Here is a 21,932-nt window from a genome sequence, read left to right as displayed (position 1 = left end):
TAAGTTTGAAGCTATTAAAAAACAGCAACTAACTAAAAATCAAAATAAACCAGTACAAAAGCCCCTGTAAATTAACTGTATATTTACTTAGTTATTAATTTTTAAACTAAGCAAACATGAAAAAAGTAGCAGTTATTATAGGTGCATTGGTAAGTATAATGGTATTAGGTAGTTGTACAGACAATACCATACAAGACCTTGAAGAACAAAAAAGAATACAGCTCATCGACAAAGAAAACAGCATCAACCCAAATTCATCAGATGACTATGATGATCCAAGTAATGATGAAGAGTAAACAGATTGTACCCTATATTCTTGCGGTAGTTTGCGCTACCGCTTTTTTTGCATTTGAATTTGCTCCAGATAAAACAAAAGCTTATCAAGAAGCAAAAGCAAATCATTTAGAGAGGAAAAAAGCAAGGACTTTAGCTTTAAGCAAAGTAAAAGAAGCTGCCAAAGATACAGAGGTTTATAAATTGTATTTAAAAGAAAAAAAAGCCACTAATGAAGCATGGCTAGAGTATTTGGAGGTAAGGAAAAAAGAAAAGTTTTTGGGCTTTAGAAGCTTCCAACAATTTTTAGGAGAATTAGGTTGGGTATTGGGTCTTTTTATTTATGCTTTATTTAATTTGTTTAGAAGTTATGTAGAAGAAAAGCAAAACAAGGGCATTATAGTATTGCATGGCACATTAATAATTATAGCCTGTTTTTATTTGTATTGGATTTTTCAACCTTTTCAAGATGTAAATAAAATAAGCTATTATATAATGGCAGTATTAACAGGTTTATTAGTATGCAGTGCGGTGTATTTAATGGCTAAATACAAGTTTACACAAGTACATAAACTACAGCTAACCATTAGAAATTTGTTTGATTTTATTTTAGTAGATACCAAAGAACAAGCTTTAATAAAAGAAGAAAAACAAAACTACTACAATAAAAAGAGTTTAGAGTTGGTAAAAAATGCGCTAGATAATGAGCAAGGATAAAGAAAAAGATTATAAACAAATGATAGCGGTTTCTAAACTGCTTACCAACAAAGGAAAAAAGGAAGCTAGAGGCTTGTTAGAAAAATTAGAAACGCTATACCAACGTATGGACAAAGAGGCGTTGAATAGAGAAAAGAAAAAAATTAAAGAAGAAATAGACCATCTAAAAAAACACTTAGACTTACCGTAATTAACGTGAGTTTCTATGTAACTTTATCTTGATAACCTTTGTAAATAAAGGATGTCATTGCGAAAAAAATGGAATTTAATGGAATTTTTTGTGGCAATCTGCTATATAAAAGAAAGATTCTTTCGCTCCGTAAACTCTGCTCAGAATGACAATAAATTTTGAATTATTAGTTTGATTTAAAACTAAACACTAAAAATTAAAAACTTACTTAAGCCAACAGCCAACAGCCAACAGTCAACAGTCAACAGTCAACAGCCAACAGCCAACAGCCAAGAAGTTATGAGTTCAGAGCTATGAGTTCAGATTTATGAGTGAGTTGACTAAAAACTAAACACTAAAAATTAAAAACTTACTTAAGCCAAGAGCCAAGAGCCAATAGCCACCTTATTTCTTTTGAGCTAAATAATCTTTCATAGCATTTAAGGCATGCCTGTCTAGTAAATCCTTAAAATCAGAATTTTTAGTAAAACTATCATAATTGGCAATAACAATGTCTACAATTTTTTGTACCTCAATAGTTCCTTCATTATCAATAGCAATAGCAGCAGTAGTGGTATAGTTAAAACTCTTAATATGCTCATAGCTATATTGCGGATAAACTTCACTTATTTTTTTAGAAAGCTTGTCGCTAATTTTTTTGGTGTCGCCTCTTAATATCTTATAAATGCCACTTTTACCAACCCCAATTTTTACCCCAAACTCTTCAGGAGTAACGCCAAGTTCATCAAGTAAGTTTCTAAATTTATCTTTCACCATAGAAATAAAAAGTAAAAAAAAGTGTAAAAAGTACGCTTTGTGTCTAAAAATGTCCTATATTTGTATCATACCATAACAAATATATGTAAATATTACCTATTGGCAGTACAATACACTGGCTTACCAAGGCTTATTATGTTTAAAAATTAATAACACCAAAAAATCAATAACTAAACATTAAAAAGATGAATGTATTACAAAATCATCAAAGATTATTAACCATTGTAGAAGCATACGCAACTATTTATAAAGAAGATATACATAATAGTTTATTGGCTAATGAAATAACCCAAGCATTGAGTGAAGGACATGAAATACAAAAACAAGGAACTGCACCTTTTTTTATATTTCCTAACTAGGTAAGTACTTTTTATAAGTTTTTAGAAGGGTACTTATAACAGGGTACTTACCACTTTTTCTCCTTGTAAAGTCAACTAAGGTGTGTTTGTGTTTGGTTAGCACAGTAATAGTATTAGTGGCACACCTTTTAGTTGGCTATATGCTAATAGATAATAAATATTTTAATTAAATACAATTTATGAAACCAGCAAAACTCCCCAGATGTAAGTTATAGAAAAAAGACTTCATCCTAAATAAGAAAAACCACTAAAAAACACATAAAATTATCTCTTTTAATAAGTAATAATACATTACATTTGAGTAAACTAACTAAATTTTATTATCATGACTATCATAAGCTTTTGGAAAATTTTTAATATTTTTTTACTTATAATTTTGAGTGTTTTCGTTATTAAAATTTGTAAAAAACTATTTAAAATTATCAGAGAATGAAAACAATACGTAAGCACAGTTTACTATTACTGTGCAGTTTCTTTTTAATTACGGCTTGTAATCAAGAAGATTTAAATTTGAAAAACTACAACTGAAAAGTTGTGGTTTTTTGTTTTTATAAGCCATATAAAATAAATCATGTAAACTTTTTTCAAAAAAAAAATAGGGTACTTAAATTCTCATACGTTTTATAGTAGAGATAAAAATTAAACCGAAAATATAAACAAAGAAAACATGAGAAATTTATTTAGTAAAATAGTAGTATTAACAATTACTCTAATGGCGGTTAGTTGTTCTAATAATGAAGGAACAGCAGTAATTAATTATGAAAGAAGTTTTACAACCAAAGAAGTAACCGATTTTTTTATTAATAGAGATGGTACTGTAGATTTAACCGTAACAGGTGCTTATAAAGATACCGACCCAAATTCTACGGTATCAGAAAAAGGATTTGTTTACGGATTAGCCCCTAAACCAGAAGTAGGAGCTAATAACACAGCTTTAGCTGGTGGCTCTGCAGATAGTAATGTTGTAAGCGTTTTAAAAAATTTAGAGAAAGGAAAACTTTATTATGTAAGAGGGTATTTTAAAATGAGTAATGGAAGTTTTTTGTACGGAGAAGAAATCCAAGCAAGCACAGATGTAAATGCAAGTACTACACGTACCTTAGTAATGGTTATGGAGCCAGAACCTTTTTGGCGTTCAACAACTGAAATGACTCCAGAATTAAAAGTAACAGAAATTAGTAAAGAGTCACCAACTGAATTAGGGTTTGAATACAGCCTAAATGCCGATTTTTCTGATAGTAAAATATGGTTAGTTAGAGGTATTAATGGATTGGATATAGGAAATGTAAAAGTAAGAAAGTATTCAGACGTGCTTAATAACTTAACACCTGCAACCAAATATTACTTTAGGCCGTATGCTAAGTATGCAGATGGTACCATTTCGCAAGGAGGTACAAGTACAGCAGAATTAAGTACAAATTAATAACGCATTTATTCTTAAAATTAGTTTCATTCCACAACTTATTATAGTTGTGGATTTTTAGTTTATAAATACTTGTTTTTTTAAATTGTTACTTAATTAGTAAATTTGATAGAAAACTAAAAAGTGCTATACTATTAATTAATAGTATGCAACAGCAGTTTAGGTATAAAAACAGTAGCAAAATTTATTAACATTACTAAAGAATATTTTTTAGGTAGTTAATTATAAACAAAAACTAAAAAAATGAAAAAAATAATTAACCAATTAGCATTATTGTTTACTATTATAACTATAGTAAGTTGCTCTAATGATACAAATAATGATTTTCAAATTGTACATACTAAAGAGTTTCTAACTAAAGAGGCAGAAAGTACTTTTATAAACAGAAACGGTACAGTTTATTTAACTGTTTCTGGATCTTTTAAAGATACAGATCCAGATTCTAAAGTTACTGAACGTGGATTTGTGTTTGGCTTAAATTCAGAACCAACAGTAGGAGATTCAAATACTGAAATAGCCATTGGTCCGCAAGATAATGTAACAGGGAATTTAAGAAGTTTAGAAAAAGGAAAAACATATTATATAAGAGGGTATTTTAAAATGAATGATGGGAGCTTTTTTTACGGTAACGAAATTCAGGCAAGTACAGAGGTTGATTTCAGTACTACCCGTACTTTGAAAATGACCATGAAACCAGATCCATTTTGGCGTTCTACTACTGAAATGACACCGCAGTTGGATGTTACAGAGCTAACACAAGAATCTCCTGTAGAATTAGGGTTTGAGTATAGCTTGAAAGATGATTTTTCTGATAGTATAATATCTATTGTTGATTTAGATATGAATCAAAATTTTCGTGTTACATTTTATCAAAAAGTATTAAGCGGACTTACACCAGTTACCAAATATTATTTTAGGCCGTATGCAAAATATGCAGATGGTACCATTACTCACGGAGGAGTTAGTACTGCTGAACTGAGCACAAATTAATGTTAAGCTTCTATAATAAATCTTTTATAATATAACAATATTGAAGTTAAATGTTAGTTTACTTTTATGATTGTTAAATAATTAGTAAAATTGATAGGGTATATAAAGTTTTTTACGTCTTATACTAAGGAAGTTTTACTTCTTTTATCAACCAAAACTAATCAACATGAAAAAATCAATTAATCAATTAGCGTTGTTTATAACCATTGTGTTTTTAGTGGGATGCAGAAATGACCAAGACTTAGAATTAAAATTAGTACATACTAAAGAATTTAATACAGATAGAATAAATGGAGTTTTCATTAATAGAAATGGAACTGCATACTTAAGAGTTGTAGGATCTTATGAAGATACTGATCCTAATTCAAATGTTATAGAACGTGGCTTTGTATATGGATTTAATACAGATCCTGAGGTTGGAGATTCAAATACAGTTCCAGCATTGGGAGAACCTGAAAGTGTTGTGGGGCATTTGGATTGGTTAGAGAGAAATAGAAACTTTAGAATAAGAGGTTATTTTAAAATGAATGATGGTAGCTTTTTTTACGGAAATGAAATAGGAGCCAATACTTTTTTTGATCTTAGTGGTACACGCAGTTTAGAATTAGAAATGAATTCATTACCTTTTTGGCGTTCTACTACAGAAATAACCGCAGAATTAAAAGTTGTTAAACTTAACAGTGAATCTCCAGTAGACATTGGATTTGAGTATAGTGTAAATGCCAATTTTTCCGATAGTAAGTTGGCTTTAATAGATTTAAATATTAATAGAAACTTCCAAACAGGGTCTTCATACAGAAAAGAGTTGAGTGGTTTAATACCTAATACCAAATATTATTTTAGACCCTATGCAAAATATACAGACGGAGCTATAACTACTGGTGGAATTACTACAGCGGAGTTGAGTACGTTGTAACTTTAAAATATATTAAAGTCAAAGTAGAGTAGAGCGTATATACAAGTCATTGCGAAGAATTGAAGGAATCTGTTTAATTCTAGATAAACAAAAAAAGATTCCTTCATTCGTTATCATTCCTTAGGGTGATGAATCCTAAAGTCATTGCGAGGCACGAAGCAATCTATAAATCTATTTTTCAAAAATCCAAAAGCTAATAGTTCAAGGCTAAGTACTGAACTTAACCAACAAATTCCTTTATCATATAAGGCATTTTAATCTGTATAGTAGTTCCATTTTTAGGAGAAGAAACCAATTCCATAGTAGCGTTTAACCTTTTTACTCTAGACTTAATATTATTAATACCAATTCCGTTCCTGTTTTTAGAAGTGTTAAAACCAACACCATTATCCTCTATAGAAATTAAAATATGTCCGTTTTGTGTAGAAAAAGTGAGGGTTACATGGTTAGCTTTGGCATGTTTAATAATATTTTGCAAGGCTTCTTGAATAATTCGGTATAAGTTTACACGGTTTACTTCATTAACAGAACTCCAGTTAATCGTAACATCAGTGTTTAGGGTATATTCAAAATTGCCAAGCTTGCTTTTATCTTTTACTAATTGAGTAACAATACCTTCAAAACCAATATCGGAACCATCTAAGTTTGCACTTAATTTATGAGAAACTTCACGAATTTCCTTTTCAACTTCTTGGAGTTCATCTAAAAACTGTTGGTATTTTTCCTTGTCAGCTTCCTCAGGAATATTTAAAAAACCAAGACCTAAACGAGTACCAAACAGTTTGCCAAGCACGCCATCGTGTAACTCTTCAGAAATTCGCTGACGTTCTTTTTCTCTTTCTTCTTTTTGTTTAGTGAATACTTCTTGTTCTAGTTGTTGGATGGTGCTTTTTGCTATATCAAGGGCGCTTTTTCTTTTGTGTAAAAATTGTATAAATACTTTAGATATAATTACGCTTAAAATTACAATACTAAAGTAATAAGTAGGTTTAGGTAAATCTTGTCTATCCCAAAAAATCCAAATAAATTGAAAAAAACAACTCCATGTAAATAAAAAGGAAACAGTAGAGTAAAAAGATTTGTTATATTTTTCTTTAATATGTTTAGTAGCCATTAACAAAAATAGAGAACAAAGGAATAGAGATAAAGGTGTGCCAATAGCATACATAAAGTATCTCGCATTTTTGAAACCAAAAATTTTCACTTTACTTTTTTTATCTAAAAAAATATGAATATAAGGAGCTATAACAAAGAGTAGTGTAATTGAGATTAATAATAGTTTGTATAATTTTTTTTTCATTTAAGTGTTCAGTTTTATGTTTAGGAAGCTGTTTTGATAATTAAATAAGGTTTTTAATAACTAAAGAAGTTCCATTATTAGGTGAAGAATCTAGCTCTAGAGTCGCTTTTAACCTTTTTACTCTAGACTTAATATTATTAATACCAATTCCGTTCCTGTTTTTAGCCGTGTTAAAACCAACACCATTATCCTCTATAGAAATTAGAATATGTCCGTTTTGTTTAGAAAAAGCAAGGGTTAAATGGCTAGCTTTTGCATGTTTAATAATATTTTGCAAGGCTTCTTGAATAATTCGGTATAAGTTTACACGGTTTACTTCATTAACAGAATTCCAGTCAATAGTAGTATCTGTATTTATGGAGTATTCAAAATTACCCAGTTTACTTTTATCTTTTACTAATTGCGAAACAATACCTTCAAAACCAATATTAGAACCATCTAAGTTTGCACTTAATTTATGAGACACCTCACGAATTTCCTTTTCAACTTCTTGGAGTTCATCTAAAAACTGTTGGTATTTTTCCTTGTCAGTTTCCTCAGGAATATTTAAAAAACCGAGTCCTAAACGAGTCCCAAATAGTTTACCCAATACACCATCGTGTAATTCTTCAGAGATCCGTTGACGTTCTTTTTCTCTTTCTTCTTTTTGTTTGGTGAATACTTCTTTTTTCAAATTTTCAATTGTATCTAGAGCTATATTGTATCGTTTTTCATTTCTAGATTTTCTTCTAGAAAAGAATATAGTTAAACTATAAGTAGCTATTGTTGTTAATAATGATACGATTACAATACTAGTTCCATAAAACATTTTAGGGAAGTCTGTTCTGGTTAAGAAAGAGTGCAAAACCCAGTATGAGGATACATAAATAAAGCTATAGTTTATTATTGAATATATTTTTTTGATTTTTTTAGATAAAGGAGGACTATGAATTAAAATAAGTATAAAAACAGATATTCCTAAACTAAATATTGGTAGACCAACAGCATAAAGAAAATATCTGAAAGACGTGTAACCCAGAAAAGAATATTCTTTTTTTAAAAGCTTTCTTTTTTTATGATATTTTTTTAGCTCTATTTTTTCAGTTTTTTCAATACCTCGAGCTTTAATTAAAAAATCATATTTAGTTAGTTTATTTTGCTCTAGCTTTTCAAATAAAAGCTGTCTATCTGAAATAGACTTGTTAACTATATTGTGATATTTTTTGTAATGTTGTTTGTATGGTTTCCAGTCTTTAAGCTTTGGAAAGTAATTATGTATAAAAGGGATTGATAAAAAAGACAATATGGCTAAACCAATAAAAAAAGATTTAATAAAACTTTTAGTCATAGACTAGTTTGTTAAGGTTTATAATGAAAGTAAATTTATATAATATTTAGATAGAAGTATGTGAAAACCTCTAATTAAAAATATGGTTTAACCTATGTTTATAAGTAAGGATAAAAATAGTTAAAATTATAGTCTAAAAATTTCCCATAAATATATTGTATTTAATCAGAAGTTTTATATATTTGTAGTGTCTAGGAGACGTCCTAGATACTTTTTCTTTTTCATAGCAATTTTCCCACTCAATTTTGAGTGGGTTTTTTTTATGCTTAAAACATAGAGATTTTAATTTTATATTGAAATTACAGAGAAGATTTTTAAAATATAAAACTAAGAAAACCTTCAAAACTTAATTTGAAGGTTTTCAATATAGTTAGCTTGTTATCTAAATTTTATGTAATATGGGAAATTAGATTGACAAGTTGGAGTTTTTAAAACTGATAACGAACACTTAATCCGAAGTCTGAGTTAAACCCATCATAAGTATCATTAAAACCAATCTCAGGGCGATAGTCTAATGAAATTAATAAAGGAATATCAAAGTTATATTCCACACCAATAACACCAGCAGCAAATAAGGCAGTACTACTTGAACTTTCAATAGTTAAACCACCAACTGTTTTTGCTTTGGTTTTCCAACTACCAAAACCACCACCAACACCAGCGTACCAATTAAAACGATCTTCTAGTTGCCATACCCATTCGTACAACCCTGTAGCTTTAAAAGCACTAAAGTTACTATTGCTTCTAATTCCTAGATCTACTTCTAAACGATTAGCACTACCTAATTTACGTTGGTACGAAATTTCTCCACCAAATCCATTATTGTCTCCAATACGGATACCAATGGCATTGTCTGAGATTTCTTGTGCATTAGCTGTTAAAACTGATAATGTTAAAAAGCCAATGAATAAAAATAGTTTTCTCATAATTAAAAAATTTTAATTGTTTAACCTCTTTTTAGGCAAATTATATGCCAAATATAACTAATACTAGTTTAGTATTAGTTGTATTTAGCTATAAACAATTGTTTTTATGTTTTAGTATGCTGTCAAAAAAACAAATAAAATTCTTTACTTAACTCTAATACGAATACCTTTTGAATGACTTGTAAATTCTGGGGCATACATACTTTGAATAGTGGTAATACCATTACTAAAATCACCAGCATTATTTACACGAACATCATATTCAAAAACATAAACGCCTTTTGGTAATCTATCAAAAAAGAAGTTGGTAGAAGCATCTTTAGTACTTTCATAATACCCTAAACCATCTTGCCATTTGTATTCTGATAATATAGTAACAGGTTCAACACCACTGGCACGCATATCTTTCATATGTATAAATTCCATAGTTCTATCAGCACGAAGTTCTATTCTTACGGTAAGTAAATCACCTACTTTTAAATCAGTAGTATTGGTAACTTCAAGTAGTTTTTTACCAGTATCTGAATTTACTTTTTTAAATAATTTCTTTTTAAGTTGTAAAGGTGTTTCAGAAGAAGTAATTTTATCTAAATCTTCAAAATACTGCCAGTACAAACCACCCCAAGCAATAGAATTATTCTTAGCAGTTAAGGTTACTGTTCCCATAGCAGGTGTTATTTCAGAAGTATTCCAAGAAGTTTTAAAATATCCAGTACCTGCTTCCGCTTTCATTTCAGGATTTTTTGTAGGATCAATGGTTTGATTACCTACTTTTACATCAACTAAATCAGAAACAGATAACCAGTCACTACCTTGTAATAGCAAAGCGTATACAGCTTCAGTAGTAGCTTTGGTGGTTTTCCATTGATTGACTTGCTTATTTTTTAATAACCATATCTTTAGGTTATCAATAGTTTTAATATCGTTTTCAATTTCAGTAAAAGCTTCTATTAATAAAGCCTGTGTTTCAATAGGAGATTGATACCAGTTCCAGCTTGGTTGGTTGCTTTTCCAATACATACCCAACTCTTCTGAAGTAATGCTGTTTTCTTTTAATGATTTTAGAATTTTGTTAGCATTGGTTTTATCACCCGCTCTATGTTGTATTAAAGCAATCAATCCTTTGCTATACAATCCAAACTCTTTCCAATACGTTGCTGCTTGTTTTTTGAAATAAGCAATACTTTGTTCGGTTTTATTATTGGTAGGTATCTTACTATAAAAACTACGCATGTATAAGTATTGTAACTCAAAGTTGTTGATATGCTTTTCAGCAAGATACTTAGCAGCTTTAGCTTCACCATCTTTCTCTTTAATTCTATTAGCCTGTTCCAATAATTTTCTATGAGTTTCTGCAATTTCAGCATCTAAAAATTGAATAGCTTTATTTACAATGGTTTTTGCATTATCATCTAAATTAGTAACTCCAAGCAGTTGTAAATGTCCAAAACCACTAGCAACATGTAAAGTAATATAGCTATTTGGATAGGTACTTCCTTTAAACCAAGGAAACCCACCATTACTCATTTGTAATTGTTTTAACTTTTGAATAGCACCTTGTTTTTCGTTGCTTAATTTATTCAAGTCAAATAACAAAGCAATACGTTTCTTTTGCTCAGATTCAGATTGTGCTTCACGTAACCAAGGTGTTTCCTGAATGATTAATGATTTTAATTCTTGATTTTTTTCTAAGTTACTTAATAATGCTTCTGAAGATTTCCATTGTTTGAATACTTCTTGTATTCTTGGGTTAGAATTTGCAATATAACTAGCTAAACTATTTGCATAGTAACGCGCAAAAATTTGTTCGCTACATTCGTGAGGATACTCCATTAAATAAGGCAAAGCTTGTACAGCATACCAAGCAGGGTTGGAAGTAACTTCTAAGGTTAATTTATGATTACGTAGTGTTTTGGAAGTAGTATTTTTTAGTTTATCCAGTGCAAAAGTCTTAGTTTCTTTACTACGAATCCACATAGGTAACGTTTCAGTCACTAACATTCTATTGGTAAGTACTGGTAACGCATTTTGCTCACCATCAGAAAAATCACCAGCTTTGGCTACTATTTTATATTGAACCGCATCTAATGTTTCAGGAACTTTTAGGTTCCATGAAACTGATGTATTTCCATTTTTAGCTACAGTAAAAGAGTTCTTTGCACTAGAATCATTCAATATATCTATATTTTTCCCAGTAATAGGATTGGTTAAAATAAGTTGTGCAACACCTTCTAAATTGGCAGTCGAAAGATTAGAAATTTTAGCACTTAACGTAAGTTTATCACCATGACGAAGGAAACGTGGTGCATTAGGTGTTACCATTAATTCTTTTTGAGTAACAGTTTCCAATGTTTTGGTGGCCGAGTGTAATTCTTTTGTATGTGCTAACAATTGCAATTTCCATTTGGTTAACGCTTCTGGAACCGTAAAATTAAAAGTAACGTTCCCGTTTTTATCTGTTGTTAAATGCGGATAGAAAAATGCCGTTTCTTGTAAGTTTTTTCTAGCTTTTACATTTTGTAAATCGGTTTCTTTTTTAGCAGGTATATCGGATGAATCAAAAAGTCCTAATTTTCCATCTGAATTATCATTAGCCATTGCACCTTCAGCAACAACTGATTCGTTATTTATAACTTCATCACTCATAGTAGTAGCACTACCAGTAATGGATGATTTTCTTCTCAGACTAGCATTACCTCTAATAACAACTTCGTTTAATGAATTGGTAGTTTCTTCTAAAATAATTACAGTATCATTAAAGTTTGTAATTGTTTTTTCTATTGATTTATAACCAACGAAACTAATGCTGATAGTGTCTCCACTATTAGCTTTTAGGGTGAATTTCCCATTAATATCAGTAGTTGTCCCAAATTTTGTTCCTTTAATATATATATTAACAAAAGGTAGAGGGGTACCATTTATATTTTCAACAATACCTGTAAACGTACCGTCGAATTTTGTTCGTTGTATTTTTAAGTTACGGATGTATTGTTGATTAGTCCATCTATTTTTATTAAAGCTGAATCCAAACCAGTTAAATTGTGCATTTGGTTGGTAAGATTGAAAATAAGAATTTCCAGCGTAAGGAAGGTTCTGTATTTTAAAACTATTGTTACCAAAACTAACATTAGCTTCTGCATTGTTATAACTACGATACCTAGGTTTTTGAATAGGAGAGAAGTACCAATCGTGTTGTTTAAATGCATCTAAAGAGGCATCATACATACCGGCTAATAACTCAGCAGCTACTGCATCTTTTTTAGGCCCTTTTACCGTAAAGCTCCATGTTTGATGTGTGCCTGGTTGTAATTTGTCTCTTAAAGTATTGGTAGTAATTTCTAATTCTGTTTTAGGATATGGAACATTTACCGCTAAACTTCCTTTATCAAAAGCATTGTAATTTACAAAATACCATTGTACGCTAAATCCGCCTAAATCATTTTGAGAAATGGGAATGCTTATTTTTTTATGACTTTTATTTAAATGTATGTAATACCTTTCAACTGTTTTGTGTTTTTTTTCTATAAAAAGCATTACCGTTATATTTTTTGAATGAGTACTTACGGTTACCGTTGCTTTTTCTCCAACTTTGTAGGTTGGTTTGTCTAAAGAAACATTGATTAATTTGTTGTCCGCAGGTGATTTGTCTTTAGCTGAAAAGACTTCAAAAAACTGTCTTCCTGTTACTTTTTGTCCGTATGTATCTTTCGTTTCAAAAACACAAATGTATTGACCAGATGCCCATTTTTGAATGTTTTTAAGGTTAATTTCCTTTTGAGTGTCCGTATTTACATTGGTTTCAAAAACAAGTTTTCCTTTTTTCCAATTAGTAACTTTGTCTTCATCAGTATAGGCATCATTTGGAAATTGTTTTTCAAATTGTTTTTTAGGAATGGCTTGATAGTCTGGAAAAGCCCAAGGGCGTTTACGTAATATACGATTAGGAGCTTGTAGTTTGTAGACTTTTAAAACGCCTTTTGAAGCTACTTTTTCTCCATTTAAGTTTTTGGTGTTTACCGTAATGGTATTTTCTGTATTGGTTTTGTTTAACAACTCAGGTAAAGTTACATCGGCAATTAGCGTATGATACCCAACTTTTATAGTGGTAGTAGCACTTCTTGTTTCTCCATTAATATCCGTAACATCAGCAGTAACTTCATAAGTAAAAACAGGCAAGTCTTTTTTAGCAACACTTTCATCAGGCAGTGCTTTAAAGTCAATTTCAAAAACTCCAGAATCATTGGTTGTGGTTTCTCCTTGTTTAATTTCTTGTGGCTCGGATACAAAATGAGGTCTGTACCAATACCACCATCTTGGATATTCTATTTTACGATGTACTCTATAAACAACTTTTGCATCTGTAATATTGATTCCAGAAAACGAATTGGCAGTACCCGTAACTTTTACTTGGTCATTTACCTGTATAGCATCGGTAATGGGTTTAAAGCTGGTTGCAAATTTTGGTCTTTTGTATTCTTCAACAGATATATACGTGTAGTTTCTACCACTACTTACAGCAGTTTCTATTAAAAATTGCCCAGTTAACGTATTACTAGGAATGGTAAAGGTAGATGAGAAAGAACCAAATTCATTAGTAGTTAATTTTAATTCTTTTATTATTTGATGATTTACATCTTTCAATGTAATGTAAGCGGTTTCATTAGTAACAACATTTGATTTGTTTTTAAGAGCTTTCATGGCAATTCCTTTAAAATGGATGGTTTGTCCAGGTCTGTAAATGCTTCTATCAGTAAAAACAAACGTTTCAATACGTGCTTTTGGCTCGTTATGATGATTTTTATATCTAGGGTTTATATAAAAACGTTTAAAAATAGCCGTTTCTTTATTATGTGTAATTTTTGCTTCAACGCCTGAATAATATTGTTTGTTAGGTGTAAAAGTAAATTCACCATTTTTATTGGTGGTAAAATGTTTGTCTAGCTTTTTACCGTAGCGTCTAGGAGTATTACTAAGGTGTACTTTTGCACCCGCTAAAGGTTTTCCTGTATTTCTATCTACAACTTGGTAATTATTGGTGTTTTTATGATTGGTAATAAAAGCAATGTTGGTTATTTGAATAGCATCAAAAGCCAAAGTTGTTTCTTTGGAAAAATCTTTATTAGTAGTGGCAACAACTAAGTAATTCCCTGTTTTTAATTTAGGAATAACAACTTCTGTAGTATGAACTTGATAATCGCCTTCATTCTTTAAGTTATTTTCCCAGTTTTCTAATTTTGTTAATTTTTGAATAAAATTAATACGTTTTTCTTCTGTATATAATTTGTCTAATTCTTCAATTTGAGATGGCGTGACTTTATACAAAGAAAAGTACAGGTTATTTAAGTTTTTATAAGAAACTAAAGCTCTTGAATATTGATTTATAGGTAAGTGCTTTTCAGAGGTAATGTTTAAAGTAGGTGTTGTAATTTGATTCTTTAAACTGGTGCATTTTTTAGCGCCTAAACTTTTAGGAAATTGTTTAATAACCGTATTACAGATGGTTAAAGCTTCTTTGTTTTTAAATTGATGAACTTCATTTTTAATAGCCTTGTAGGTATTTGCCTGTTCATTATATATTTTGGCTATTTCATAGGCATATAACCCAGATGCTTCGTGTTTTTTATAGTTGTTTTTAGCTTTTTCTAAAGCCTCTAATAATAAGGATTGTTTATTACTAAAGGTTCCATTTTTATTGACAAATTGTAAACGTTGTAAATCAATATTGGTTAATGCATCTATATTTTTTGAACGAAGATGAAATTGTAAAAGTTGTTGATATACTTTTAAAGCATTAAATTGTAAAGAGGTTTGGTCTTTAGTGGTAATATTTAGTTTAGAGAACGTTTCAATAGCTGCTAAATATGCTGGATTGTTTAGTTTAAATTGATACGCAGGTTTGGTAATGTTTGTTTCATTAGTGGTGTAAAAACTAAGGGTGTTTTGCGCTAGAAAGTCAAATAAAGTAGGATGATATTTTAAAGCATCTTTTGAAAGTTGTAGAATATCTGCAAATTCACGAATACTTATTTTTTGTAGCTGTTTGGTATTTTGTAATGAGTTTTGGTAATGTACATGTATTTCATTAAAAAGCGTGGTCAAATCCCAAGTTCTAAAATCGTTTTTATCAACTTTTTTGTTGGTTTGCGTTCGGTTGTAAAATTTCCATCTATTTTCAGTAAAGTATTGCCAGTATAAATTAGCCAGTATATTTTCTAGTATATTTTTAGTTGGTGTTTTTGAATTAGCAATATGCTTTTGATAGTGTTTTATTACTTTTAGTTGAGCATCTTCTTCTAACGTTAATGAAAACTTACTTTTATAAAATAGTGACTTAACAAGTTGAGGTGAGTTGTTACTTTTTTGTGCTTTATTATAAATTTCATCAACAATTTTCAACGCAGATTTTGGAAGGTTGTCTATTTCAAATTGATGAACCTTGTTCCATAACTCGCTATAATTTTCTTGAGATTTACAAGTGGTTGAAAATAAAAATATCATTAGTAAAAAGGGTGTCAGTTTTCTCATAACTTATCTACTTTATGCTTTATAAAGCACTGAATTATTAGTTAGTTTATCAATTAAAATTTAGTGAACTACTACTTTAACTGAGTAAACAAAATGATTGGTCTAGTTAGGTTAAAGATACTAATACCAGTTTAAAGTAAAAAAAGGTATAGGTTTCACTTAATATCTATAAAACAATAAACGAGCCAATTGGCTCGTTTATTTAATTTTAATATATTTTTTTTACTATAAATTCACAACGTCGGTTTAATTCGTGTTGTTCTTCTGAACAAGACTCCTCTGTTTTACATTTAATAATTGGTTTGTTTTCACCATAACCAATAGCACTTATTCTATCAGGTTCAATACCCTGTTCCATAAAATAGGTTCTTGCAGAATTGGCTCTTTTTTGAGAAAGTTCAAGATTGTATCTGTTATTACCTCGGATATCTGAATGTGTACCAATTTCAACAATCATGTCTGGATACTTTTTCATCAATCCAATTACTTTGTCTATGGCTTTTTTAGCATCACGTCTTAAATACCATAAATTATAGTCAAAATTTATTTCGTCAGTCTTAACAATTATTTGACCTTTATCTTTTACAATATCTTTTTCTTTATCAATAGCTTCTTCTGTTTTTTTCTTTTTATCTAAGTCAAGTTGCAAAGCTAATTTTTTTCTAAGTGCTTCTTGTTTTTTCTTTTTTAAAGCTAATTGTTCTTTAAACTCCCTATCTATTTGCTCTAAAGATTTTAATGCCATAGAAGCATCGTTATTCTTTTTACGTTCTTTTAAAAGTAACAATGTTTTCTGTTTGCTTTCATAACCTTCTTTAGAAGCTTTAATAAGGTATTCAGTTTTACAAGCTACCTTAAAACCAAATTTTCCATTAGTATCTGTTTGAACAGAAGTGGCTTTTTTAGTGTCTTGATTCGTTAGCTTAATAGTAGCATTGGCTAATATTTCTCGCGTATCAATGTCTGTAATAATTCCAGAAATAAATTGATAACAATCTTCAATAATTAAAGGTTTTTGCTCCACAATTTTATAAATATCATCTCCGCCTTTTCCTTCTGGTCTGTTAGAAGAGAAAAAACCTTCTTTAGTTGCGGAGTTAATAAAAAATGAAAAGTCATCATGACCAGAGTTTACAGGGAAACCTACATTGTCAGGTTTAGAAAACGAATCATTAGAAATAGTACTAACAAAAATATCTAAAGAACCAAAACTTGGATGCCCATTAGAAGCAAAATATAATTTGTCATCATCACTAACAAAAGGAAACTGTTCTTTTTTATCTGTATTTATTTTTGAGCCTAAATTTCTAGGAGTTCCATAACTACCATCAGAATTAATACTAACAGCATACAAATCAAAAGAGCCAAAACCACCTACCATATCAGAAGCAAAATATAAGGTTTTTTCATCTTTACTTAATGCTGGATGCTCTGTAGAGAATGAGTTGTCATTAAAAGGGAGTGATGTGATATTTTTCCATGAACCATCAATAAATTGTGCTTTAAAAATTTGAACATGGGTAACTTTTTTGTTGTCCTTTTTACGTTTACCTTTTATAAAATTATTTCTAGTGAAATACGCTGTTTTTCCATCTTTGGTAAAAATAATATTAGACTCATGTAGTTTGGTGTTAATTGCATTAGAAAACGGATATGCAATGCTATCGCCTAGATGAATTTCATTAGCGTTTATTTCATATAAATCAAGATAGTGATTTCCAGTCCACCCAAAACGTTTTGCTAAGTTATCAGCTTGCTTTTTAGGAGCTGCAAAAATTATTTTTCCATTTTTCTCTATGGCTCCAAATTCAGAAGAAGAAGTATTTAAAGACAAGTTTTTAATGGTATATCTATTGCCAATAGCTCTAATATTGTCTAAATATTTTTCTGAACGGTTTAACTCTTCTAACTTCTTAGTATCATTCTTTTTATAGTAACGACGTAATAAGTTATAGGCGTTGTTATATTTTCCTTGTGCTTTTAATACAGTTGCATATCGTACATAATGTGTTTCCTTAATAAGAGACTTGTAGTATTTAATTAGGTATTTATAGTGAATAGCTGCTTTATCAAAGTTATTTGTAAAGTAATAAGCGTCCGCTAAATTTTTTACTGCTTTAAAAGTTTTGTTGTTTTTTATAGCTTTTTCATACAAAGGAATAGCGCTATAGTAAAAAGTTCTTTCAAAAAGTTTGTTAGCTCTTTTTAAGTCTCTATTAATTTGTGCATTTGTATGCTGAACAAAAAGAAATGTAATGAGTATAAAAATTGTTTTTTTCATGCTGTATTTTTTAAAAAAATCGTGGAGATTTATCATATCCTTTTTTCAATCCTAATAAATCAAAGTCAAATAAAACAAATACTTCGTGAGTACCAGAGTTAAAGTTACTAAGATTACTGGTAGTATAATCAAAAGCATAACCAATTCGTAAAAAATCGGTAGCTCTAACATTAAACATTGCACTAGCAGAATCATTAATCCTGTAGGATAAACCACCTTCAAATCGTTCATTGAATAACACATTTATAGAAGTATCTAATACTAAAGGAGAGCCTTTTACTGCCTTTAAAAGCATAGAAGGTTTTAGTTTTACTACATCACTTAATTTAAAAACATATCCTGCATTCATAAAAAAGTGAATTTCTTCTCCACCAATGCTTTTAAGTCCGTTTTTGTCTTCTAAGTGTTTTGAATTTAATAAGTTGGGGGCAGAAATACCAACATAATAATTATCTGTAAAATAAAAAGCGCCAATTCCAAAATTCGGCACAGTAGTATTTTGATTGTCAAAAGCAATATCGTTAGTAGTAAATCCCGTAATAATATCATCATCAGGAAACCTAAAGTTGGTAAAATTAGTTGCTAAACTAGTTACCCCAGCTTTTAAACCTAAAGAAAGTTTATGGTCTTCGTTAAATTGTAAAATATAAGCAAAGTCAGCATACACATTATTTTCTTTTAATGCACCATCTCCAATATTATCGGTTATTAAAGAAAGTCCTATTTCAAATTTTTTAGTGATAGGAGTATGAGCAAAAAAGGTATATGTTTTTGGTGCTCCAACTGCATTTGTCCATTGTGTTCTATGCATAAAACCAAAATTTACAATTCCTAATTCATTAGTTACGTATGCAGGATTTATAACATTTTGATTGTACATGTATTGCGTGTACTGTGGATCTTGTTGAGCCGATATGGTCAAGATTGAGCCTATAAGAGTTAAAATGAGACTTATTTTTTTCATGAATTTTTATTTACTTAAGTATATCCTTCCTTGTTTCGGAGCTAAATTATCTTTGTTATATTGTAGAATATAGAAATAAACACCATTGGTTACATCATTCCCTGAAGCACTATTTTGCCCGTTCCATTTTGGGGTGTTTATATCTCCTTTAAATAAAGATTGTCCATACCTGTTGAAAATTTCTAATTGATAATCAGGATAAAAATATTCTATATTAGGAATATAATATTGGTCATTTGTACCGTCATTATTAGGAGAAAAACCATCAGGGATAAAGAAATCATAATCTTCAGGATTACAATTATTCAAAGTAACTGTAATAGGCAGTCGATTACCTTCACAACCAGTATTTGAATCTTTATAAACAACATAGTAAGTAATATCTTCTTCCAATAAGTCAGATTCATCTAAAGGAATTTCATTATCAATACTATCATACCAAACAAGGTCAAAATTAGTATTTAAAGTAAAAGAGCTTTCAAAATCTAATAAGGTAGTATTAGCTAAAGCGCATAAAAGTGTTGTGCCTTCTAATACAGGAGTAGGAGGAGAAATAACAGTAACATTAAAAGCTAATCTGTTAGGGTATTCACATCCTTGAATACTTTCGGTAGCATAATAAATGGAGGTGTTAGTTAATGGTGTGTCATTAGTTAATAAATTGCCTCCAGTAGCTGAATCATACCAGACTAAATTTCCAGTGTTTGCTATTGCTTCTAAGTTAGTAATAGTTGGGTTAGTAATACCACAAAATATAGGATTGGTATTAGTGGAAGTTACAGGTTGTGGTGAAAGTAAAATTACTGTTGTTTGATTTCTATTTTCACTCTCACAATTACTATTTGTATTGGTAGCGCTTGCAAAGTAAGTTTCACCATTTACCAATACTGTATTCATGGGAAGCTCTGTAGTGATAGTTTCATCAGCATACCATTTTAATGTATGCGGACTTGTAGATGTTATATCAGCTAATGTTGGAACATTAGGTAAGAAGTCGGGTAAACAAAATATAGTTTCATTTTCTATTTCAGGAGCATCAGGAATTCCACCAATTGAAAAGTTTTTTTGAATTTCAAAATCGAATTGAGTTCTACAAGGATGCATGTCGTTTTGGGTACTTTTAAGTATTACATTATACGCTCCTTCATTTAAATTAGTAATATCTACATTGTAATTTGCTTGCCCTCCTGTAAATGTTATCGTGTTTTCTATTAGTTTTGTTGGATTGCCAATTTCTGTTACTTCATAACTTACAACATAAGTTCCGTTAGTAAGTTGTGGAGCATCAATAATAACCTTCATATCAGTAGCATTACAAGTATTGTCCACTTGAAGGTCAAGTTTAATATCTTCAGGAACTCTATTTACACTGAAATCAAGATTAATACATTGTAAATTTGGATCTGATGCTGAAGAAATAGCAATATTATAATCAGAATTTTGTTCAGTAAAAGCGGAAATATTAATTGAAAGATTCGCTTGTCCATCTGTAAATGAAACACTTTGGTTATTAAAAACAATTTGTTCCTTGGAAGTAGTATCAGTTATTAAATAACTAATACTTACAGTATCATTAGATGGATTTCCTGAGTTATCAATTAAATCAGATATAGTAGCATTGATAAGGTCAGTTTCATAACACTTATCTTCAATACTCATATTTGCATTTAATATTGTAAAAGTGTCTTCTGTTACGGTGTAAGAGTTGCAAATTAATCCTTTTAAATTAGAAATATTAGAAGTACGTATTGTATAGTTTCCAGCAGTAAAAATATTACTTGGTAAGGTTATTAAAGGTCCGTCAGGAGCGTTAGTATCCTTTATTACTTTAATATCAGTGTAGGTACCTGTATAGATAATTTGATTAGTATGATTATTAACAATTTCATAGGTTAAATCATAAGACATATTTAAGTTACTTGGGTTACTATGAATAATATCTATATCAATGCCATCATTATTTAAACATTGATTAGTGGTTAAAAATTTACCTGATATTTGAGGAAGTTTTACAGTAACTCTTGTAACGCTTTCAGGACATACTCCATGTGTGGGGTACACAGTGTATTCAAAATTATATTGACCAGAACCAAAATTATCATAGATTTCTTGAATATTTATAATATGATCCGTAGGAAAAGTTATTTGATTGGTACTGTCAACATCAATCCATATTCCATTAGGATCGTATCCAGAAATTTGTTCAAATAAGTTAACATTAGTATAAGGAGATAAATCATCGGTATCACAGATAATAATATCGGTAGATTTTCCAGATTCAGGAGCTCTGTGAACTTCCAAGACAACGTTTGCTATTCTAGAAGTACATGTTTCTACTTCATCAACTGTGTAGGTGAAGCTATAAGTTCCTACACCAGCAGCTTGAGCATTAAAAATATTCTCATTTAATAAGGCCGTTGATTTAGGAGGAAGAATTTCCCATGTACCATTCAAATCAGCACTAATATCAGTCAAGTCATTATCTAAAAAAGTAAATAAATCCACAGTGGTATCATCACTACAAGCGTTTGCGCCACCATCAACGTTATCTTCACCTGGGTATCCACCTAAAAAAATAGTAATCTCTGAAGTTTCATTACAACTAGTATTGGTATAAGTAAACTTATGTTCTCCAAAACGATTAATTCTCCATAAGTTTACTAGTCCATTAAGATTATCTAAAGCAGGTTCATTTATAGGGTTATTGGCAGACCAAACACCACCCGTTTCTGGAGAACCATTTAAGATATTAAAAAGATCAAAACTTTTATAGTTTTCATTCAACTCTTTGTTACAGATAATTACAGTATTGTCAATCCCTGCGCATTGAGAGAAAGCCATCTGGCAGTTAAACAAAATTAGAGTAATTGTTAGAATATAATTTGTTATTGTTTTTTGCATAGTAATATGATTGGTAGCAATTATTTAACTTCATTTTTCAATCGGCAAAAAAACATAAAAAATAGTAAATTTTCAAATGTTGGT

Annotated in this window: 15 protein-coding genes; 7 read left to right on the top strand and 8 right to left on the bottom strand. The window is 30.0% G+C overall.

Annotated features, from left to right (window positions below; translation table 11 throughout):
* Window positions 1-116: 116 nt before the first annotated feature.
* The 3 genes from ABNT65_RS10225 to ABNT65_RS10215 are packed head-to-tail and all read left to right on the top strand — an operon-like array spanning window position 117 to window position 1,180.
* Window positions 117-296: a hypothetical protein gene (locus ABNT65_RS10225; protein WP_348747805.1), complete on the top strand. Its 180-nt coding sequence runs from the start codon at window positions 117-119 to the stop codon at window positions 294-296.
* Window positions 268-990, top strand: a complete 723-nt coding sequence (locus ABNT65_RS10220) for a hypothetical protein (RefSeq protein WP_348747804.1) — start codon at window positions 268-270, stop codon at window positions 988-990. Before ABNT65_RS10225 ends, ABNT65_RS10220 begins: the two co-directional genes overlap by 29 nt.
* Window positions 977-1,180 carry a hypothetical protein gene (locus tag ABNT65_RS10215; protein ID WP_348747803.1) on the top strand — a complete coding sequence of 68 codons (204 nt, stop codon included), beginning with the start codon at window positions 977-979 and terminating at the stop codon, window positions 1,178-1,180. Before ABNT65_RS10220 ends, ABNT65_RS10215 begins: the two co-directional genes overlap by 14 nt.
* Before the next feature lie 384 nt (window positions 1,181-1,564).
* On the opposite strand, the gene ABNT65_RS10210 is transcribed toward ABNT65_RS10215, so the two are convergent.
* Window positions 1,565-1,936, bottom strand: a complete 372-nt coding sequence (locus tag ABNT65_RS10210) for a helix-turn-helix transcriptional regulator (protein WP_348747802.1) — start codon at window positions 1,934-1,936, stop codon at window positions 1,565-1,567.
* Between the two features lie 185 nt (window positions 1,937-2,121).
* On the opposite strand from ABNT65_RS10210, the gene ABNT65_RS10205 reads away from it, so the two are divergent.
* The 4 genes from ABNT65_RS10205 to ABNT65_RS10190 all read left to right on the top strand — a co-directional run bounded on the left by ABNT65_RS10205 (window position 2,122) and on the right by ABNT65_RS10190 (window position 5,624).
* A complete protein-coding gene (locus ABNT65_RS10205; protein WP_348747801.1) occupies window positions 2,122-2,295 on the top strand; it encodes a hypothetical protein in 174 nt (57 codons plus the stop codon).
* A 667-nt stretch (window positions 2,296-2,962) separates the two neighbouring features.
* Window positions 2,963-3,718, top strand: coding sequence for a hypothetical protein (locus tag ABNT65_RS10200; RefSeq protein WP_348747800.1), 756 nt, complete (start codon window positions 2,963-2,965; stop codon window positions 3,716-3,718).
* Window positions 3,719-3,961: 243 nt separating this feature from the next.
* The gene (locus ABNT65_RS10195; RefSeq protein WP_348737923.1) at window positions 3,962-4,708 is read left to right on the top strand and encodes a hypothetical protein; all 747 of its coding nucleotides are present in this window, start codon (window positions 3,962-3,964) and stop codon (window positions 4,706-4,708) included.
* Window positions 4,709-4,874: 166 nt separating this feature from the next.
* Window positions 4,875-5,624, top strand: coding sequence for a hypothetical protein (locus tag ABNT65_RS10190; RefSeq protein WP_348747799.1), 750 nt, complete (start codon window positions 4,875-4,877; stop codon window positions 5,622-5,624).
* A gap of 220 nt (window positions 5,625-5,844) precedes the next feature.
* Here ABNT65_RS10190 and ABNT65_RS10185 read toward each other — a convergent pair whose 3' ends face one another.
* From ABNT65_RS10185 to ABNT65_RS10155, 7 genes are all read right to left on the bottom strand, one after another.
* Window positions 5,845-6,924 (bottom strand): sensor histidine kinase, encoded by a 1,080-nt coding sequence (locus ABNT65_RS10185; RefSeq protein ID WP_348747798.1) that lies wholly within the window; start codon window positions 6,922-6,924, stop codon window positions 5,845-5,847.
* A gap of 40 nt (window positions 6,925-6,964) precedes the next feature.
* Window positions 6,965-8,251 (bottom strand): sensor histidine kinase, encoded by a 1,287-nt coding sequence (locus tag ABNT65_RS10180; RefSeq protein WP_348747797.1) that lies wholly within the window; start codon window positions 8,249-8,251, stop codon window positions 6,965-6,967.
* A gap of 428 nt (window positions 8,252-8,679) precedes the next feature.
* Window positions 8,680-9,177 (bottom strand): hypothetical protein, encoded by a 498-nt coding sequence (locus tag ABNT65_RS10175; protein WP_348747796.1) that lies wholly within the window; start codon window positions 9,175-9,177, stop codon window positions 8,680-8,682.
* 144 nt (window positions 9,178-9,321) lie between these two features.
* Window positions 9,322-15,675 (bottom strand): carboxypeptidase-like regulatory domain-containing protein, encoded by a 6,354-nt coding sequence (locus ABNT65_RS10170; protein ID WP_348747795.1) that lies wholly within the window; start codon window positions 15,673-15,675, stop codon window positions 9,322-9,324.
* Window positions 15,676-15,910: 235 nt separating this feature from the next.
* Complete coding sequence (locus tag ABNT65_RS10165; protein WP_348747794.1) at window positions 15,911-17,983, bottom strand: OmpA family protein; 2,073 nt, start codon at window positions 17,981-17,983, stop codon at window positions 15,911-15,913.
* Between the two features lie 10 nt (window positions 17,984-17,993).
* Entirely contained in the window at window positions 17,994-18,947 is a 954-nt protein-coding gene (locus ABNT65_RS10160) for a type IX secretion system membrane protein PorP/SprF (RefSeq protein WP_348737934.1), read from the bottom strand.
* A 6-nt stretch (window positions 18,948-18,953) separates the two neighbouring features.
* Window positions 18,954-21,848, bottom strand: a complete 2,895-nt coding sequence (locus tag ABNT65_RS10155; protein ID WP_348747793.1) for a gliding motility-associated C-terminal domain-containing protein — start codon at window positions 21,846-21,848, stop codon at window positions 18,954-18,956.
* Between the last annotated feature and the right edge of the window lie 84 nt (window positions 21,849-21,932).

The organism is Tenacibaculum sp. 190524A02b, assembly GCF_964036645.1.
GTDB lineage: Bacteria > Bacteroidota > Bacteroidia > Flavobacteriales > Flavobacteriaceae > Polaribacter > Polaribacter vairaonense.
Note: the sequence above shows the minus strand (reverse complement) of the source record. Positions and strands in the feature narration are given on the sequence as shown.

Coding starts and splice junctions, on each gene's coding strand:
- ABNT65_RS10225 (WP_348747805.1), top strand. CDS start 117: ATGAAAAAAGTAGCAGTTATTATAGGTGCATTGGTAAGTATAATGGTA.
- ABNT65_RS10220 (WP_348747804.1), top strand. CDS start 268: ATGATGATCCAAGTAATGATGAAGAGTAAACAGATTGTACCCTATATT.
- ABNT65_RS10215 (WP_348747803.1), top strand. CDS start 977: ATGAGCAAGGATAAAGAAAAAGATTATAAACAAATGATAGCGGTTTCT.
- ABNT65_RS10210 (WP_348747802.1), bottom strand. CDS start 1,936: ATGGTGAAAGATAAATTTAGAAACTTACTTGATGAACTTGGCGTTACT.
- ABNT65_RS10205 (WP_348747801.1), top strand. CDS start 2,122: ATGAATGTATTACAAAATCATCAAAGATTATTAACCATTGTAGAAGCA.
- ABNT65_RS10200 (WP_348747800.1), top strand. CDS start 2,963: ATGAGAAATTTATTTAGTAAAATAGTAGTATTAACAATTACTCTAATG.
- ABNT65_RS10195 (WP_348737923.1), top strand. CDS start 3,962: ATGAAAAAAATAATTAACCAATTAGCATTATTGTTTACTATTATAACT.
- ABNT65_RS10190 (WP_348747799.1), top strand. CDS start 4,875: ATGAAAAAATCAATTAATCAATTAGCGTTGTTTATAACCATTGTGTTT.
- ABNT65_RS10185 (WP_348747798.1), bottom strand. CDS start 6,924: ATGAAAAAAAAATTATACAAACTATTATTAATCTCAATTACACTACTC.
- ABNT65_RS10180 (WP_348747797.1), bottom strand. CDS start 8,251: ATGACTAAAAGTTTTATTAAATCTTTTTTTATTGGTTTAGCCATATTG.
- ABNT65_RS10175 (WP_348747796.1), bottom strand. CDS start 9,177: ATGAGAAAACTATTTTTATTCATTGGCTTTTTAACATTATCAGTTTTA.
- ABNT65_RS10170 (WP_348747795.1), bottom strand. CDS start 15,675: ATGATATTTTTATTTTCAACCACTTGTAAATCTCAAGAAAATTATAGC.
- ABNT65_RS10165 (WP_348747794.1), bottom strand. CDS start 17,983: ATGAAAAAAACAATTTTTATACTCATTACATTTCTTTTTGTTCAGCAT.
- ABNT65_RS10160 (WP_348737934.1), bottom strand. CDS start 18,947: ATGAAAAAAATAAGTCTCATTTTAACTCTTATAGGCTCAATCTTGACC.
- ABNT65_RS10155 (WP_348747793.1), bottom strand. CDS start 21,848: ATGCAAAAAACAATAACAAATTATATTCTAACAATTACTCTAATTTTG.